This is a genomic window from Mesorhizobium sp. WSM4822 (assembly GCF_055811155.1).
The window spans coordinates 260149-276430 of the sequence record NZ_JBVVQM010000010.1 but is presented as its reverse complement, the minus strand read 5'-3'; the positions used below and the strand labels follow the sequence as shown (position 1 = coordinate 276430).

General features: G+C 63.6%; 15 protein-coding genes. 9 read left to right on the top strand and 6 right to left on the bottom strand.

Annotated elements, in window-relative coordinates; translation table 11 throughout:
• Window positions 1-91 precede the first annotated feature (91 nt).
• Window positions 92-3601 carry a PAS domain-containing hybrid sensor histidine kinase/response regulator gene (locus AC0L3E_RS23425; protein ID WP_352581856.1) on the top strand — a complete coding sequence of 1170 codons (3510 nt, stop codon included), beginning with the start codon at window positions 92-94 and terminating at the stop codon, window positions 3599-3601.
• Window positions 3602-3645: 44 nt separating this feature from the next.
• Here the strand turns inward: AC0L3E_RS23425 and AC0L3E_RS23420 are convergent, their stop codons facing one another.
• Window positions 3646-4545, bottom strand: coding sequence for a LysR family transcriptional regulator (locus AC0L3E_RS23420; RefSeq protein ID WP_473605702.1), 900 nt, complete (start codon window positions 4543-4545; stop codon window positions 3646-3648).
• A gap of 146 nt (window positions 4546-4691) precedes the next feature.
• Between AC0L3E_RS23420 and AC0L3E_RS23415 the strand changes: the two genes are divergently transcribed.
• Entirely contained in the window at window positions 4692-6203 is a 1512-nt protein-coding gene (locus AC0L3E_RS23415) for an MFS transporter (RefSeq protein ID WP_473605701.1), read from the top strand.
• A gap of 32 nt (window positions 6204-6235) precedes the next feature.
• Here AC0L3E_RS23415 and AC0L3E_RS23410 read toward each other — a convergent pair whose 3' ends face one another.
• A complete protein-coding gene (locus AC0L3E_RS23410) occupies window positions 6236-6895 on the bottom strand; it encodes a response regulator transcription factor (protein WP_023813893.1) in 660 nt (219 codons plus the stop codon).
• A 120-nt stretch (window positions 6896-7015) separates the two neighbouring features.
• Window positions 7016-7432: a hypothetical protein gene (locus tag AC0L3E_RS23405; RefSeq protein ID WP_473605700.1), complete on the bottom strand. Its 417-nt coding sequence runs from the start codon at window positions 7430-7432 to the stop codon at window positions 7016-7018.
• A gap of 187 nt (window positions 7433-7619) precedes the next feature.
• Between AC0L3E_RS23405 and AC0L3E_RS23400 the strand changes: the two genes are divergently transcribed.
• Together AC0L3E_RS23400 and AC0L3E_RS23395 are read left to right on the top strand one after the other, a co-directional pair.
• Complete coding sequence (locus tag AC0L3E_RS23400) at window positions 7620-7970, top strand: DUF952 domain-containing protein (RefSeq protein ID WP_063173552.1); 351 nt, start codon at window positions 7620-7622, stop codon at window positions 7968-7970.
• Complete coding sequence (locus AC0L3E_RS23395) at window positions 7967-9043, top strand: quinone-dependent dihydroorotate dehydrogenase (protein ID WP_473605699.1); 1077 nt, start codon at window positions 7967-7969, stop codon at window positions 9041-9043. The genes AC0L3E_RS23400 and AC0L3E_RS23395 overlap by 4 nt, the downstream gene beginning before the upstream one ends.
• An 8-nt stretch (window positions 9044-9051) precedes the next feature.
• Here the strand turns inward: AC0L3E_RS23395 and AC0L3E_RS23390 are convergent, their stop codons facing one another.
• Entirely contained in the window at window positions 9052-9252 is a 201-nt protein-coding gene (locus AC0L3E_RS23390; RefSeq protein ID WP_127408637.1) for a hypothetical protein, read from the bottom strand.
• Between the two features lie 273 nt (window positions 9253-9525).
• Window positions 9526-10881 (bottom strand): MATE family efflux transporter, encoded by a 1356-nt coding sequence (locus tag AC0L3E_RS23385; protein WP_128364280.1) that lies wholly within the window; start codon window positions 10879-10881, stop codon window positions 9526-9528.
• Between the two features lie 130 nt (window positions 10882-11011).
• On the opposite strand from AC0L3E_RS23385, the gene AC0L3E_RS23380 reads away from it, so the two are divergent.
• Complete coding sequence (locus tag AC0L3E_RS23380) at window positions 11012-11917, top strand: histone deacetylase family protein (protein ID WP_473605698.1); 906 nt, start codon at window positions 11012-11014, stop codon at window positions 11915-11917.
• Window positions 11918-11983: 66 nt separating this feature from the next.
• Here AC0L3E_RS23380 and AC0L3E_RS23375 read toward each other — a convergent pair whose 3' ends face one another.
• On the bottom strand, window positions 11984-12247 hold the full coding sequence (locus AC0L3E_RS23375; protein ID WP_013533620.1) for a DUF6460 domain-containing protein: 264 nt from the start codon (window positions 12245-12247) through the stop codon (window positions 11984-11986).
• Between the two features lie 273 nt (window positions 12248-12520).
• On the opposite strand from AC0L3E_RS23375, the gene AC0L3E_RS23370 reads away from it, so the two are divergent.
• The 4 genes from AC0L3E_RS23370 to AC0L3E_RS23355 are packed head-to-tail and all read left to right on the top strand — an operon-like array spanning window position 12521 to window position 16169.
• Entirely contained in the window at window positions 12521-13510 is a 990-nt protein-coding gene (locus AC0L3E_RS23370) for a glycosyltransferase family 2 protein (RefSeq protein WP_473605719.1), read from the top strand.
• The gene (locus AC0L3E_RS23365) at window positions 13503-14204 is read left to right on the top strand and encodes a class I SAM-dependent methyltransferase (protein WP_473605697.1); all 702 of its coding nucleotides are present in this window, start codon (window positions 13503-13505) and stop codon (window positions 14202-14204) included. Before AC0L3E_RS23370 ends, AC0L3E_RS23365 begins: the two co-directional genes overlap by 8 nt.
• On the top strand, window positions 14182-14649 hold the full coding sequence (locus tag AC0L3E_RS23360) for a GtrA family protein (RefSeq protein WP_245472646.1): 468 nt from the start codon (window positions 14182-14184) through the stop codon (window positions 14647-14649). The genes AC0L3E_RS23365 and AC0L3E_RS23360 overlap by 23 nt, the downstream gene beginning before the upstream one ends.
• Before the next feature lie 38 nt (window positions 14650-14687).
• On the top strand, window positions 14688-16169 hold the full coding sequence (locus tag AC0L3E_RS23355) for a hypothetical protein (RefSeq protein WP_473605696.1): 1482 nt from the start codon (window positions 14688-14690) through the stop codon (window positions 16167-16169).
• Window positions 16170-16282 lie beyond the last annotated feature (113 nt).

Here is a 16282-nt window from a genome sequence, read left to right as displayed (position 1 = left end):
CCTATGCAGCTCTGCAATGGACTCGGACGCCAAGCTGTGATTGCGTCCGGGCAAGCCGGATAGAAAGACGGCAGAGGAGGAAAGTCCAAGCGTGCAGGGCTTGTTCATCGTCATCATCGCGGTCGCCTATGTGACGCTGCTGTTTGCCATCGCCAGCCTCGGCGACCGCCGCTCGGCCATCTCCGAGCCGAGCCGGGGGCGGCCTTTCATCTACGCACTCAGCCTCGCTATCTACTGCACATCCTGGACTTTCTTCGGCTCGGTCGGTCTCTCTTCCGAACGCGGCCTCGAATTCCTCGGCATCTATACGGGCCCGGTGCTCGTCTTCGTGTTCGGCTTCCCGCTGCTCAACCGCATCGTGCGGCTGGCCAAGACCGAGAAGATCACCTCAATCGCGGATTTCCTCGGCGCGCGCTACGGCAAGAGTTTCACCGTCGCGGCGATCGCCACGCTGATCGCCACCATCGGCGCGGTGCCCTATATCGCGCTGCAGTTGAAGGCGATCTCCGGTTCGGTCAGCCTGATGGTCGAGCACTATACGGGATCGCCGCCTTCGTTCGATCCCTTCGTCAGCGACATCTCGTTGGTCGTCGCCATGCTCCTGGCGCTGTTTGCGGTGCTGTTTGGAACCCGTCACGCCGACGCCACCGAACACCAGGACGGGCTGGTGCTGGCGGTGGCGGTCGAAACCGTGGTCAAGCTCGCCGCCTTCCTGGCGATCGGCCTGATGGTCACCTTCCTGATCTTCGGCGGCCCGGGCGACATGTTCGACAAGCTCGCCGAGAACGCGCAGGTCCGCCAGGCGATGAGCTACAACACTTCGCTCGCCACCTGGCTGGTGCTGACTTGCCTCAGCGGTTTTGCCATCATCATGCTGCCGCGGCAGTTCTACGTCACCATCGTCGAGAACCGCGGCGAGGCCGAACTGCGCACCGCGACATGGGTGTTCCCGCTCTATCTCGTTGCGATCAACCTGTTCGTGCTGCCGATCGCCTTCGCCGGCCTTTCGCTGGTCGGCACCGGAACCAGCAGCGATCTCTACGTGCTGTCGCTGCCCCTGTTCAGCGGCCATGATGTGCTGGCGATGGCGGCTTTCATCGGCGGTCTGTCGGCGGCGACGGCGATGGTGATCGTCGAAAGTGTGGCGCTGTCGATCATGATCTCCAACGACCTCGTCATTCCGCTGTTCGTGCGCCGCCTGCTCAAGACCTCGACCTCCGAGACCGAAGACTGGTCGACGCTCATCCTCAATGTGCGGCGCGGGGCGATCTTCATCCTCCTGTTCATCGCCTTCCTCTACTACCGCGAGAGCACCGACAGCGCGCGACTGTCGTCGATCGGCCTGATGTCGTTCGCGGCCATCGCCCAGTTCGCGCCCGCCCTGATCGGCGGGCTGATCTGGCGCGGCGCCAACGGCCGGGGTGCGGCACTCGGCATGGTCGCCGGCATCCTCGTCTGGGGCTACACGCTGCTGTTTCCGTCGCTTGCCGCCCCTGATACCGGCATCATCGTGCATGGGCTGTTCGGCTTCGAGGCCTTGCGGCCGCAGGCCCTGTTCGGCACCGTCGCCGAACCGCTGAACCACGGCGTGCTGTGGAGCCTGTCGCTCAACGCGGTGTTCTTCGTGCTCGGTTCGCTGTCGCGCGCATCGGTGCCGCTGGAACGCATCCAGGCGTCGATCTTCGTGCCGCGCGATGCCGGCCCGATGCCAAGCCTGCGCCGCTTCCGCACCGCCATCACCGTCAACGACCTCAAGGACACGATCGGGCGCTATCTCGGCGTGGAGCGCACCGAGCGCTCCTTCCAGTCGTTCGAAAAGACCAACGGAACCTCGCTGCACGGCAATGAGCAGGCGAGCATGGACGTCATCCGCTTCTCCGAGCAATTGCTCGCCAGCGCCGTCGGTTCCTCGTCGGCGCGGCTGATCCTGTCGCTGCTGTTTCGGCGCCACGACCGCGAATCCCGAGATGCCTTCCGCTTGCTCGACGACGCCACCGAGGCGCTGCAGCACAACCGCGACCTGTTGCAGATCGCGCTCGACCAGATGGAACAGGGCATCACCGTCTTCGACCGCGATTTCCGCCTGATCTGCTGGAACCGCCAGTACCGGGCGCTGTTCGACCTGCCCGACGAGATGGGCCAGGTCGGTGTCTCGCTCGACCGCATCCTGCGCCATCTTGCCGAGCGCGGCGACATTCCCGCCGATCAGCGTGTGGCCATGCTCAACCGCCTGACCAGTTTCGTCAGCCCATGGCAGATGGAGCTGAAAACCTCGGGCCGCATCCTGGAACTGCGCTCCAACCCGATGCCGGACGGCGGCATCGTCGCCACCTATGCCGACATTTCCGGACGCGTCGAGCAGGACCTGGCGCTGAAGCGGGCCAATGAATCGCTGGAGCAGCGCGTCAAGACCCGCACCATCGAACTGACCCGGGTCAACGAGGAGTTGACCCGGGTCAACGAGGAGCTGGCGCAGGCGCAGATGCTGGCCGAGGAGGCCAATCTCGGCAAGACGCGCTTCCTCGCCGCCGCCGGCCACGACATCCTGCAGCCGCTCAACGCCGCCCGGCTCTATTGCTCCTCGCTGATCGAGAAGGCCGGCAAAGGGCCTGCCGGCAAGGCCGCCGTGAACATCGAATCCTCGCTGGAATCGGTCGAGACCATCCTCGGCGCCGTGCTCGACATCTCCCGCCTTGACGCCGGCGCGATGAAGCCGGACGATACCGCCTTCAACCTCGACGGATTGCTGCGCCAGATCGGCAACGACTTCCGGCCGCTGGCCGCCGAGAAGAAGCTCGCGCTGACCATCATGCCGTCATCGCTGACAGTGACGACGGACCGCAATCTGCTGCGCCGCCTGATCCAGAATCTCGTCTCCAACGCCATCAAATACACGCGCCACGGCCGCGTGCTGGTTGGCGTCAGGCGGCGCGGCGATTTGGCCGAGATCCAGGTGATCGACACCGGCATCGGCATCGCCGGCGACAAGCTGAACACCGTCTTTCGCGAATTCACCCGGCTCGACGAGGGCGCGCGCGAAGCCGAGGGCCTCGGTCTCGGCCTCTCCATCGTCGACCGCATCGCCCGGGTGCTGCGGCTGGAGATCCGGATCTTTTCCAACCCTGGCAAGGGCACGCGCTTCTCCGTCATACTGCCCGTGGCGGCCGTGCAGGAACCGCGGCGCGAAATCGACGCCAGGGTTCCTGCCCGCGCGACGGCTTCGCTGGCCGGGCTGCACGTGCTGTGCATCGACAACGACGCCCGCATCCTAGAGGGCATGCGGCTCCTGCTCGAAGGCTGGGGTTGCAATGTCGACACCGTGTCCGGTTCAAAGGATCTGGAAAGCGTGGTGACACACCGCCCGGACATCGTCCTTGCCGACTACCATCTCGACGGCGAAACCGGTCTCGATATCATCGTCAGGCTGCGCGCGCTCCATGGCGACACCCTGCCGGCCGTGCTGGTCACCGCAGACCGCTCCAATGAGGTGCGCACGGCCGCCGGCGGGCTCGAGATTGCGGTGATCAACAAACCGCTCAAACCAGCGGTGCTGCGCTCGATGATGGCCAGGGTCAGGCCGCTGGCACCGGCGGCCGAATAGCATCAAGGGCGCCCGGTCTCAGCCCTGGTGTCCGAGGGGGAGTCCTAAGCGACCATCTGGGAACTGCGGAACCGAGGCCGTCCGGCATTGCCCGCCACAGGCGGACGATGCTCGCGAAAGGCCATTGCAAGCGTCCTCAGCGCCTCGCGGGACTTGGCGTCCGTCAGCGTCGAAAGCAGCACGATCTCGGAAGGCGGCAGCGCCGGCAGCCCGAATTTCCGGCTGACCTCGATGGTGCCGGACGGGGCAAGCCGGCAGGAAAATACCGAGGCTGCGAGGCCGGCCGAGACGGCCTCGGCAACGGCGAAGGAGCCGCAGCCGAGGAACACCTCCGTCCAGGGTATTCCGACAGCGTCGAGCGCGCGGGTGGTGATGTTACGAATACCGCAGGATGGCGAGGATGCCGCCAGGCGCAGCGGCTCGTCGGCCCGGTGGACGAAGTCGGGCGCGGCGTACCAGCCGAAATGTTCGGGCGCCAGCACTTCACCATCGCGCCGGTCGTCCTCCCGGCGGATGATCGCTGCGTCGATCTCACCGCGATCGAAAGCGTCCAGCAGGTCGCGCGAATCATCGAGCCGCACTTCGATGGTGAGCGCCGGGTCATGCGCATTGAGCCGCGCCAGCAATGTCGGGACTTCCGCGCCTCCGACATGGGTGGCGATGCCCAGTGTGAAGCGGCGGCGCACCGAAGACAAGCTGGCAATGGCGCGATCGTGTGCCGCGAGGAAGTCGCGTGCGGGCTGGAGAAACACCGCGCCCTGCGCCGACAAGCGCACCAGCCGGGGCGTGCGCTCGATCAATTTCTGGCCGACGCGCTCTTCCAGCCGCTTCAGCTTCACGCTGATCGCCCCTTGCGTGCTGCCAAGAGCCTCGGCCGCACGCGTAAAGCTCTGAAGATCGGCGATGGCGACGAATGTTTTCACAGCGTCTACGTCCAGCGTCATGTCAGCTATCCGCACTTGTTGTCTCTGAAATAGCCAACCATGCAATTCTAATATGATCAAGCCTCGCCTACCCTGGGCCATACGCGCACCGGGCGACCTGCGATGGATTCGCCGATTGCCGACAAATACGTTCGAAAGGTTGAACCATGCCCACAGTAGTGACCCGCCGAGGCATCGTCGTTCTGTTTGCCGCCTGCCTGGCGTGCCTGATGTTCGGCCTGGAGATTTCAAGCGTTCCCGCGATCCTGCCGACACTGGAGCAGGTGCTGCACGCCGACTTCAAGCAACTGCAATGGGTGATGAACGCCTATACGATCGCGGTCACGACGGTGCTGATGGCGGTCGGCACGATCGCCGATCGTTACGGGCGCAAGCGTGTCTTTCTGGTCGCCATCGCCGCCTTCGGCCTGACATCCCTGATCTGCGGTCTCGCCGAAAGCGTCTCCACGCTCATCGTCGCCCGGTTTCTGCAGGGCCTGAGCGGCGGTGCGATGCTGATCTGCCAGCTTGCCGTGCTGTCGCATGAATTCCGGGAAGGGCGCGAACGCGCCGTCGCATGGGGCTGGTGGGGCGTCATCTTCGGCACCGGCCTCGGCTTCGGCCCCATCATCGGCGGCGGCATCGTCGCAGTCTCGAACTGGCAATGGGTGTTTCTTGTCCACGTGCCGGTTGCGGCGCTGGCGTTCGCCCTCGCTCTGATGGGCGTCCACGAATCGAAGGATCCACAGGCGGGCAAGCTCGACGTAGCAGGCATCCTGACGCTGTCGCCGTCGGTTTTCTGCCTCGTTTTCTACATCATCCAGGGGCCGGATCTGGGTTTCTCCAGCCCTGCCGCGCTGGCGATCCTCGGTATCTCGATAGTGAGCTTCATCGCCTTCCTCATTGCCGAGAAGGTCAGCCAGCGGCCGATGTTCGATTTCTCGGTCTTCCGGGTCCGGCCTTTTTCGGGCGCCATCGTCGGCTCGGCCGCGATGAACCTCAGCTATTGGCCTTTCATGATCTACCTGCCGATCTGGTTCCACGCCGGGCTCGGCTATGACACCGTCTCCACCGGCCTTGCCCTGCTTGCCTACACGCTGCCGACGCTTGTGCTGCCGCCGTTGGCAGAGCGCTTTTCGCTGCGTTATCGGCCCGGCATCATCATTCCGGCGGGCCTCGTCATCATCGGCGTCGGGTTCATCCTGATGAAGTTCGGCAGCGCCGCCGCGCAACCGGACTGGCTGACGATGCTGCCCGGCTGCCTGATCGCGGGGATGGGTCTGGGAATAACCAACACACCTGTCACCAACACGACGACGGGTTCCGTTTCGAGCGATCGCGCCGGCATGGCCTCCGGCATCGACATGAGCGCGCGCATGGTTTCATTGGCGTTGAACATCGCGGTGATGGGCTTCATCCTGGCCAGCGGTGTGCTGGCGCATCTCGGGCATGCGCTGCCCGACCTCGACGCTGCCCAATTGCGTCTTCTCGCCGAAGCTATCGCTGCTGGAAACCCCATCTCCGGGCTCGCCGGGACCGTCGCCCAGGATGCGCTGCGCAACGGCTTTGGCTGGGTCATGCTCTATGGCGGGATCGGCGTCTGGATCATGGCCGCCATCAGTTTCGCAAGCTTCAACGGCCGGCCGGTGCGGCGGACGGAGGTTCAGTGCTCTGATTGAACACTACAATGATCGAACAGGCGCCCTGGCGATCAACCCGCCGGCTGCAGCGGGTCGCTGCCGATCTTGGACAGCAGGATCACCGCCTGCGTGCGGCTGTCGACGCCGAGCTTCTGCAGGATGGCGGAGACATGCGCCTTGATGGTAGCCTCCGATACACCGAGTTCATAGGCGATCTGCTTGTTGAGCAGGCCCTCGGCCAGCATGCCCAGCACCCGTGTCTGCTGCGGCGTCAGAGCCTGCAGCCGCTTGATGAGGTCCGATATTTCGGGATCGCGCTCGATGCCGAGATCGACGCCGGCTGGTGCTGCGATGTCGCCGGCAAGCACCGATTGCACGGCGCTGCGGATCTCCTCCATGCTGGCCGACTTGGAGATGAAGCCGGAAGCGCCGAGATCGAGCGCCCGCCTGATGGTCGCCGGATCGTCATGCGCCGACACCACGACCAGCGGCACCGCCGGATGGATGCCACGCAGCGAGACCAGGCCGGACAGGCCGCTGGCGCCCGGCATCGACAGGTCGAGCAGCACCAGATCGACGTCCTCGTTGGCCACGACCAGCGCCTTGGCGCTCTCGAAATCGCCGGCTTCATGGATGGCGGCGACGTTGCCGATGCCGGCGAGCGCTTCGCGCAGCGCACCGCGAAACAGCGGGTGATCGTCGGCGATGACGAAAGAATAGCCTGCCGGCAAATGTCCCTCCCCAAATCCCCGATGATTTTTGGCTTTTCGGGTTCAATTGGACGATTATGAGGGGCTGCGCGCTGTTTTCAAGCGGCAAAGCCAGCGCGCCGCCTCCCCTGGTTGAAGCGCTCAGGTCTTCTGAGCGCCGTCGTCCTTGTCCATATCCTTGACGATGCCCATGAAGCCGCGCAGGAAGCGCTCCATGTAGCTCATGGTCTTGTTGAAATCCTCCTCGCTCGGCAGTTTCGATTCGAGGCGGGCGGAGAGCGAATTCTCGAGCTTGGTGACGCGCTCGTCCATCGCCTTCATCGAGGTTTGCAGGCGGTCGACCTCGTCCTGGAAAGCAGCGCGTTCGTCGGCCGCCATCTTGCAGACGAGCTGGCCCGAACGTTCCTCGCAGATCGACATGGCGCCGGTCTGCGTATCGATACGGACAAAGCCGCTATCGGACTTTTCCAGGCGGTAGCGGTCGGTCTCTTCCGAATAAGCTGAAGCCGCGACCAGCGAAAGGAGCGCGGCGGGGATCAAGATGTGCTGCAGACGCATGTTGTCCTCCATGGCCAAGGCCTCAGATATCGCATGTTTGCGCCGGAAATGGGGAAGACCCTTGGCGTGGCCTTTCCCGAATGGCTGGTTCGGAATCTTTTTGACGCAATTCCCAAGGGAAAGCGCTATGCGCTTTTCCCGGGAAAACCGTTTCACACTTTTCCTGGAACTGCTCTATAGCGCAACCATGTCTCAGATTATCTACAAGATAACCCCGCAAGCGCCTTGGCGCGAGGCCGAAACGCATGGCCGCTTCACCGGCGCGCCGATCGATGTCGCCGATGGCTTCATCCATTTCTCAACGGCAGCACAGGTCAGGGAAACGGCGGCAAAGCACTTTGCCGGCCAGACGGACCTTCTGCTGGTCGCCATCGACGGCGCCGGCCTGGGTGCTGCGCTGAGATACGAGGTCTCGCGCGGCGGCGCGCTGTTTCCGCATCTTTATGGCCCGCTGGACCTCAAGGCCGTGCTGTGGGTCCGGCCGCTGCCGCTTGGCGCCGATGGTGTGCACCAGTTCCCGGCACTGGAGGGGCAATGAGCGTGCTCGACCGGCTCGGCCAGAAGCTGCTGTTCGCCTTCGATCCGGAAACCGCGCATGGCATGTCGATTGCGGCGCTGCGATGCGGCCTGCCTGTCGGTGCGCGGACGACGCTCGACGCGCGGCTGAAGGTCAGCGTCTGCGGCCTCGAGTTCCCCAATCCGCTCGGCATGGCGGCCGGCTATGACAAGAACGCCGAGGTTCCGGACGCGTTGCTTGGCCTGGGCTTCGGTTTCGCCGAGGTCGGTACCATCACGCCGTTGCCGCAGGCCGGCAATCCGAAGCCGCGTATCTTCCGGCTGACTGCCGACGATGCGGTGATCAACCGATTGGGCTTCAACAATGAAGGCCATGCAGCGGCCGAAAAGCGCCTTGCCGCACGCAAGGGGCGCTCCGGCATCGTCGGTGTCAACATCGGAGCCAACAAGGACAGCAGCGACCGCATCGGCGACTATGAGCGCGGTGTCGCCCGGTTTGCGCAATACGCCAGCTATCTCACCGTCAACATCTCCTCGCCCAACACGCCGGGCCTGCGCAACATGCAGGCGCGCGAGCAGCTTGGCGAGCTCTTGTCGCGGGTCATGGCCGCGCGCGCCACGGCAACGGCGCAGCCGCCGGTGTTCCTGAAGATCGCGCCGGATCTGGTCGAGGCAGAGCTGGAGGACATCGCCGCCGAAGTCACCGAAAAGCAGGTGGACGGCGTCATCGTCTCCAACACCACCATCTCCCGACCGCCATTGCGCAGTAGCGACACCGCGCGCGAGACCGGGGGACTCTCCGGCAAGCCGCTGTTCGAGCGTTCGACCATCGTGCTGGCGAAGATGCGCAAGCTGCTCGGACCGGACCGCGCCATCATCGGCGTCGGCGGCGTCGATTCCGCCGATACGGCGCTGGACAAGGTCCGTGCGGGTGCTGATCTGGTCCAGCTCTACACCGGCATGATTTATGCCGGGCCTTCACTGCCAGGCCGTATTCTTTCCGGAATGGTCCGTTTCGTCGAAAAGGAACGGCTGAAGTCGATTTGCGAGTTGCGCGACAGCCGCCTCGATTTCTGGGCGTCCAGGCAACTCTGAGCCTGCTCTCAGGAGCGTAGATTGCGACTGACGGCCCGCTCGCAAATGGCGCCGCCGATGGCAGGCAACACGCCGAAGAGAAGCAACTGCGCGGTGCCGCCGATGCCAGAAACCGCGGAGAGAATGAACGCAGCGAGCAATCCCAGCGCCGCGCCCAAGACATATGGCAGGTAGCTTCGCATAAGCTCGCCCTGGAACAATTGGTGCATCAAGTCTGTTGGAAATCGACTGAAAGTGCAAGTGCATCCGACCGCACAGCAGGGCAACGAACTCGATTTAACGGGTTGCTTCGGAGCCTCGCCGGCGCATTGGCTGACGGAGCATCAAACGAAAAACCCGCCTGTGCGGCGGGTCACTGGCGCAAATCAGCACCATGGCCAAAAATGTACCATAGCTGAGATCACCGAGTCAAGAAAAAATTCCTATCGCGAACAGGTGCCGTTCGCTGCCTGGACGGCGCAGGGCCTTCCGGAGGGCACCGTCTAAAACGCCGTCCGCACCCTGAGCCGCAGGATCGTCAGCAGGCTGAAGCCTCGCACCAGCAGGAAGACGTGCAGCGCCGCCCAAAGTCCATTGTTGCCGAAGGCGGGCGCAAGGGTCAGCAGCGCGGCCGCGAAAACCAGGAACGACAGCAGCATCATGTTGCGCATGTCGCGCGACCAGGTCGCGCCGATGAAGACGCCATCCATCTGGAACGCCAGCACACCGCTCAGCGCGGTGAATGCCGCCCACGGCAGGTAGATGTCGGCCACCGAACGGACTTCCTCCGATGTCGTCACCAGTGCGACCAGATTGGCGCCACCAGACAGCATTACCAGCGTCGCGGCTCCCGCCAGTCCGAAACCCCAGAACAGCGTCAGCCGCACGGCCTGGCGGAACGGTGCGGCGGCACGTGCGCCGACGGCACGGCCCGCCAGCTGTTCGGCGGCGGTGGCAAAGCCGTCGAGGAAATAGCCGGCGACGAGGAAGAAGTTCATCAGCACGGCGTTGGCGGCCAGCGTCACCGTGCCGAACTGCGCGCCCTGGCGGGTGAACAATGCGAAGGCGGCGAGCAGCGAGAACGAGCGGATCATGATGTCGCGGTTGAGCGACATCATGCGCAGGAAGGCGGCCATGTCGAGCAGGCGGTGGCGCGGCAAGGATGGGGCGGCCCGGAACCGGCGGATCACGATCGCCAGGCCGAGCAGCATGGCCAGGAACTCACCGGTGACGGTCGCCCAGGCAACGCCGGCGACACCCCAGCCAAGTTCCAACCCAAGCAGAAAACAGAGCGCGATGTTGATGCCGTTCAGCACCAATTGCAGCATCAGCCCAAGCCCGCCCTCGCCGCGCCCCAGCACATAGCCGAGGATGGCGTAGTTGATCAGCGAGAACGGCGCCGCGAGCAGCCTGATCCTGATGTAGACGCCCATCGCCTCGCTGACGCGCGGTTCGGCGCCCATGAACTTTTGCCCGGCGATGGCGACCAGCGGCGCAAGGGCAGCGAGCACGATGCCGGCGATAACCGCGATCAGCACGGCGCGCCAGAACACCGCCTGTTCCTCCAGGGCATCGCCACGCCCAAACGCCTGTGCGACGAGCCCGGTGGTGCCCGAGCGCAGGAAATTGAAAGAGGTGAAGACGACGTCGAAGATCAATGCGCCGGCCGCCAGGCCGCCAAGCAAGGCGGCATCGCCGAACTGGCCGATGACAGCCGTGTCGACCAGGCCGAGCATTGGCGTCGTCAGATAGGCAAGCGTCATCGGCACGGCGATGGCGAGCACGGAACGATTGGTGACGACAAATGATCCGGGGTTGATGGGGGATCTGGCGTCGGCTGGGGTTGCACCCTGGTCCAAGGATTGCTGCCTTGCTGATTGCGGCTTGATCGAACTGCCGATGTGCCTCATTTTCCAGCCACCGCGCAATCACTCTTCCCGTGACGGCCAACCGAATCCCCGGCCTGGCGCGAGCCGCCGGATCCAGTTCATGCCCCTGCAGATCGTCCATCATCCCGACTACGACGCCGGCTTCGCCGTCAACCATCGCTTTCCGATGAGCAAATATCCCTTGCTGATGGGGGCGCTGCGTACACGCGGCCTCGCAGGCCCCAACGCGCTCAGCACCGCCGAACCGGCACCGGCGTCATGGCTGGAGCTTGCCCATACGGCGGACTATGTCGACCAGGTCGTCAACTGCTGCGTGCCCGAGAAGATCGAGCGCGAGATCGGTTTTCCGATCGGACCCCGCGTCTCGCTGCGCGCGCAGCTTGCCACCGGCGGCACCGTGCTGGCGGCGCGGCTGGCCTTGCGCCACGGCATTGCCTGCAACACCGCCGGCGGCAGCCATCATGCGCGGCGCGCGCAAGGCGCGGGCTTCTGCACCTTCAACGATGTCGCCGTCGCCGCGCTGGTCCTGCTCGCCGAAGGCGCGGCACGCAACATCCTGGTCGTCGATCTCGACGTGCACCAGGGCGACGGCACGGCGGATATTCTCGCTGATGATCCGCGCGTGTTCACCTTTTCCATGCATGGCGACCGCAACTACCCCGTGCGCAAGATCGCCTCCGACCTCGATGTCGCGCTGCCCGACGGCACGGGTGACGCCGCTTACATGAAGAGGCTCGCCGCCATCCTGCCGGAGCTCTCCGCCCAAGCCCATTGGGACATCGTGTTCTACAATGCCGGCGTCGACGTCCATGCTGAGGACCGGCTTGGCAGGCTGTCGCTATCGGATGACGGCCTGCGCGCCCGCGACGACATGGTGATCAGCCACTTTCGCACGCGGGGCGTTCCGGTGTGCGGCGTCATCGGCGGTGGCTATTCAACTGACGTGCCCACGCTTGCCGCGCGCCACGCCATCCTGTTCGAGGTGGCCTCGGGCCACGCCCGATAGCACGATCTTGTCCAAAAACCGGGTGCCAGGGTTCGCTGACGCGGACCTGCGGTTCGGGATCATGCTCTACTTCCGGTAGTTGGCGAGCCTCAACAGGATGAAGGCCGGCACGACGATAGCCGCGCCCAGCAGGATATAGCCGAGGAAACGGTCGATGGCGTGGAAGCCAAGATTCCACAGGTCCATGAAGAATTTGCGGATGCCGTAGAGCACATCCATCGGCGACCAGCCGAAGGCGTTCATGACCAGGCCGACGAGGAAAGACACCACCAGCAGTTTCAGGATCACCTTGAGCGGCGAGTCGCCAAGAAAGCGCGTCAATGCGGACAAGGCCCGTCTCCAGATTGAGGTACCCAGGCTAGAGGGCGTCAGCCAGACATACGCACTTGGCTTGTCCGCTTCAAGCCGGGAGTTTTGCGGGATAGCGAGACACCGAGCATAGTGTGGCCGCAAGCCGAGCCCAGGCGCATGGCAGACTGCCGGCTACTGCCGCAGCGATCCCGCTGGCTTATCTGTTTTCTAACCAATTGCCGCTATTCCCAATCGAATAGCGGGAGCAAGGCTTTGGTGGAGACGGAGAGAAACACCGCGCGACGCGGCGTCATGCTGTCGGTGGTCATCCCATGCTACAACGAGCTGGATGGCGTGACCGAACTGCATCGGCGGGTAACGGCCGCATGCCTTGAACAAGGCCCTTCCTACGAGATCGTCCTTGTCATCGATGGCGCGACCGACGGCACGCGCGAAGCCATTCTCCAGCTGGCTGAAAAGGACGACCATGTCGTCGCCATCGACCTTGCCCGCAATTACGGCCATCAGATCGCGTTGAGCGCCGGGCTCGAATTCTGTCGCGGCCAGCGCATTCTCATTCTCGATGCCGACCTGCAGGATCCACCTGAACTGCTCGGCGCGATGATGACGAAGATGAACGAAGGCTTCGATGTGGTCTACGGCCAGAGGCTGACGCGCGATGGCGAAAGCTGGTTCAAGCTCGCCTCCGCGTCCATGTTCTATCGCTTGCTGCGCCGGATGGTCGACGTCGACATAGCCCCCAATACCGGAGATTTCCGGCTGATGAACCGTCGCGCGCTCGACCATCTGAACGCGATGCCAGAGCGTTACAGGTTCATTCGCGGCATGGTGAGCTGGATCGGGCTGAAACAGGTGGCCTTTCCCTATGAGCGGCACCGCCGCTTTGCCGGCACCACCCACTATCCGCTGAAGAAAATGCTTCTTCTGGCGGTCGACGCGATGACCAGCTTCTCCATCGTCCCTTTGCGGTTCGCCTCTTTGCTCGGAATGATGTTCGGGCTTCTGGGGCTGGTCGTGCTCGGCTACACGCTGCTCGAATGGTCGGTCGGAAACGTGTTGCCCGGCTGGACCAGCCTTGCCGCGATCGTGCTGATCCTCGGCAGCGTCCAGCTTATGGTGCTCGGAATCTTCGGCGAGTATCTCGGGCGCATGTACATGGAGACAAAGCGGCGGCCGCTCTACTTCGTCAACCAGATCGTTTCGCGCAGCCAGGCGGTGGAGGACGGCGAATTGCCGGTCCATCGCCTGCAGGAGATGGCAAAGAGGGCCGCACGTGCTTGAGGCGGAGTTCGACCGGTTTGCGCGGGAATATCAGGAGCAGCATGCCGCAAGCATAAGGCTGAGCGGCGAAAACCCGGATTTCTTCGCCAGGTACAAGATCGACGACGTCGCCGCGACGCTGCGGCGGGCCGGTGTCAAACCGCGACGAATACTGGATTTCGGCGCCGGCGTCGGCAATTCGCTGGGCCATATGCGCAACGCGTTTCCCGACGCGGAGATCACCTTGCTGGATCCTTCGCGGGAATCGCTCGACATCGCCAGCAAGCGCTTTCCCGGCCAGGCCGCCTTCACGCATTTCGACGGCAAGACAATTCCTTTTGCCGACGGCAGCTTCGACCTGGCCTTCGCGGCCTGCGTCTTCCACCATATTCCCGAGAACCTGCAGATCGGGCTGTTCGCCGAAATCGGCAGGGTGCTGGCCGATGGCGGCAGCTTCTTCGTCTTCGAACACAATCCCTGGAACCCGCTGACCACGCACGCGGTGAGAAACTGTGCCTTCGACGAAAACGCGGTTTTGATAAATTCGCGCGAGATGCGCGGGCGCATGGCCGAGGCGGGCCTTGCCGATACGAGGATCGTCTACCGGATCTTCTTTCCTCGGATGCTTGCGAGACTGAGGCCGTTCGAGCGCTTCCTCACCAAGGTACCTGTCGGAGCCCAATATTTTGCGCATGTGGTCAAGCCTGCCGTTTGACTTCCCGAGGATGCTGCGATTTGGCGCCGTCGGTCTGTTGAACACGGCGCTGGGATACGCGGTCATCCTGGCCGGGCTTGCGCTTGGTCTGGGCGACATCCTTGCCAACGCCACGGGTTATGCCGCCGGCCTTGTCCTCGGCTTCTTCCTCAACCGCCAATGGACCTTCAGCAGAGCCGATGGCTTCCAGCCCGGAACCGCGCTGCGCTACGGGGGTGTCTTTCTGGTCGCCTACAGCATCAATCTGGCCGTCGTGATCGCCGCCCGTTCGGCAGGCATCGTCGAAAACCCGCTGGTCCACCTCGCGGGAATCTGCGTCTATTCGGTGGTTTTCTACCTTGGCTCGGCCCGCTTCGTGTTTGTGGGACGTGGGGACGACAGCACCGACCGCACAGTTCGGGTGGCCGACAAGCCTCGGCGGCAGCCCGCCAGTCCAACACCTTGAACCCAACTGTCACCGGAACCGATCAGAGGCGGCGCATCATGAACGACGCTCAGGCCAGTGTGGCGGCCGCGACATACAACGAGCGGAACAGGCTGATCTTCTGCCTGCTCGCGGCCTTGGCGATGGCGGGTGCGTTGGCTGCCCAGGCAGGCGCCACCCTGCAGGATCCCGACAGCTGGTGGCAAGTGAAAGTCGGTCTCGATTTCCTGACAAACCGGACATTTCCGACGGTCGATTCTTACTCCTACACGTTTGCCGGCCAGCCCTGGATTGCCAAGGAATGGCTGGGGCAGGTCCTGCTGGCTCTTGCCTACCGGGCGGGCGGCTGGAACGGGGTCGTCACCGCGATCATCGCCTCGATCTCCCTGACGGTTTTCCTCATGGGGTGGTTTCTCAGCGCATGGCTGAAACCGATCCTGGCGATTACACTGGCCTTCGCGGCGGTGTTCCTGATCAACCCGATCTTCACGGCGCGTCCGCATGTCTTCACCTTCCCGATCATCGTCATCTGGACGGCGGTGCTCTTCGGTGCGGCAAGGGAAGAACGGGCGCCGCCCTGGTGGCTGCTTGTCCTGGTCGTATTATGGGCGAACCTGCACGCTACCTTCACCTTGAGCTTCGTCATCGCGGCTTTCGCCGGTCTCGATCTGCTGGCGCGCACGGGCCTGTCAAAACCGGCCCTGCTGGCGAAGTGGATCGCGTTCGGCCTGCTTTGCCCGCTGGTCAGCCTGATCCACCCGTACGGCGTCCAGGCCATCCTGGCGACGCTCGCCGTGGCTTACGGCAATGAGGCAGTGTCGCTGATCATGGAATGGAAACCGTTCAATCCGCCGGACAGTCCTGTCCAGGAAGCGGTGATGCTGCTGGCGCTTTTCGGGCTATTGGTGTCCCGATTGCGAATTGGCTGGGCCAGGGCGTTGTTCGTCGTCTTCACCTTGCATGTCTATCTCGCCCATGTGCGCTTCATGTACCTGTTCTTCCTGCTGATTCCGCTGGTGATGGCGGCCGAGGTCGCACAGCAATATCCCTCGCTTTCAGCCACCGCGTGGCTGGCCGAAAAGCGCGACGGGCTGGAGAGATTCTTAGCCAGACGGTTCTACGCCATTTGCGGCACGGCAGCCGTTCTGCTGATTGGCGGGGTCGCTGTGCTCGGCAGCGTCTATCAGGTAGCGCCAAGTCCGAAGACATCGGCCAGCGGGGCGCTGGCATTCGCGCAAAGCCATCATCTATCCGGCAACGTGCTGAATTCCTACAATTTCGGCGGCACGCTGATTTTCCACGGGTTCAAGACCTATATCGACGGACGGACGGACCAGCTGTTCCTCGGCGGTTTCACAACGAGCGATAACGACACCGGACGCGGCGACGGCAAGCCGCTCCTCGAAGCCCGCCTGAAGAAATACGCAATAGATTGGGCGCTGCTATCGGCCGACGACAGCCGCATTCCCTTCTTCGACCAGTTGGGCTGGAAACGGGCCTATTCGGACGACTACGCGGTAATCTATCTGCCCGGCGCCTGATCCCGGTGCGTTCCTGGCGAATTTCGCGACAGCAATATATGCCTTGACACCCATGTTGCAGCGCAGCAAAATTGCTGCCTGAGGGTAAGCCTGTGAGATCGACGAGCCGGGAT

Bases quoted from the DNA above. Each gene is read 5' to 3' on its own strand.
- AC0L3E_RS23420 (WP_473605702.1), bottom strand. From the start codon at position 4,545: ATGACGCTGGACGTAGACGCTGTGAAAACATTCGTCGCCATCGCCGAT.
- AC0L3E_RS23415 (WP_473605701.1), top strand. From the start codon at position 4,692: ATGCCCACAGTAGTGACCCGCCGAGGCATCGTCGTTCTGTTTGCCGCC.
- AC0L3E_RS23405 (WP_473605700.1), bottom strand. From the start codon at position 7,432: ATGCGTCTGCAGCACATCTTGATCCCCGCCGCGCTCCTTTCGCTGGTC.
- AC0L3E_RS23400 (WP_063173552.1), top strand. From the start codon at position 7,620: ATGTCTCAGATTATCTACAAGATAACCCCGCAAGCGCCTTGGCGCGAG.
- AC0L3E_RS23395 (WP_473605699.1), top strand. From the start codon at position 7,967: ATGAGCGTGCTCGACCGGCTCGGCCAGAAGCTGCTGTTCGCCTTCGAT.
- AC0L3E_RS23390 (WP_127408637.1), bottom strand. From the start codon at position 9,252: ATGCACCAATTGTTCCAGGGCGAGCTTATGCGAAGCTACCTGCCATAT.
- AC0L3E_RS23380 (WP_473605698.1), top strand. From the start codon at position 11,012: ATGCCCCTGCAGATCGTCCATCATCCCGACTACGACGCCGGCTTCGCC.
- AC0L3E_RS23370 (WP_473605719.1), top strand. From the start codon at position 12,521: ATGCTGTCGGTGGTCATCCCATGCTACAACGAGCTGGATGGCGTGACC.
- AC0L3E_RS23360 (WP_245472646.1), top strand. From the start codon at position 14,182: ATGTGGTCAAGCCTGCCGTTTGACTTCCCGAGGATGCTGCGATTTGGC.
- AC0L3E_RS23355 (WP_473605696.1), top strand. From the start codon at position 14,688: ATGAACGACGCTCAGGCCAGTGTGGCGGCCGCGACATACAACGAGCGG.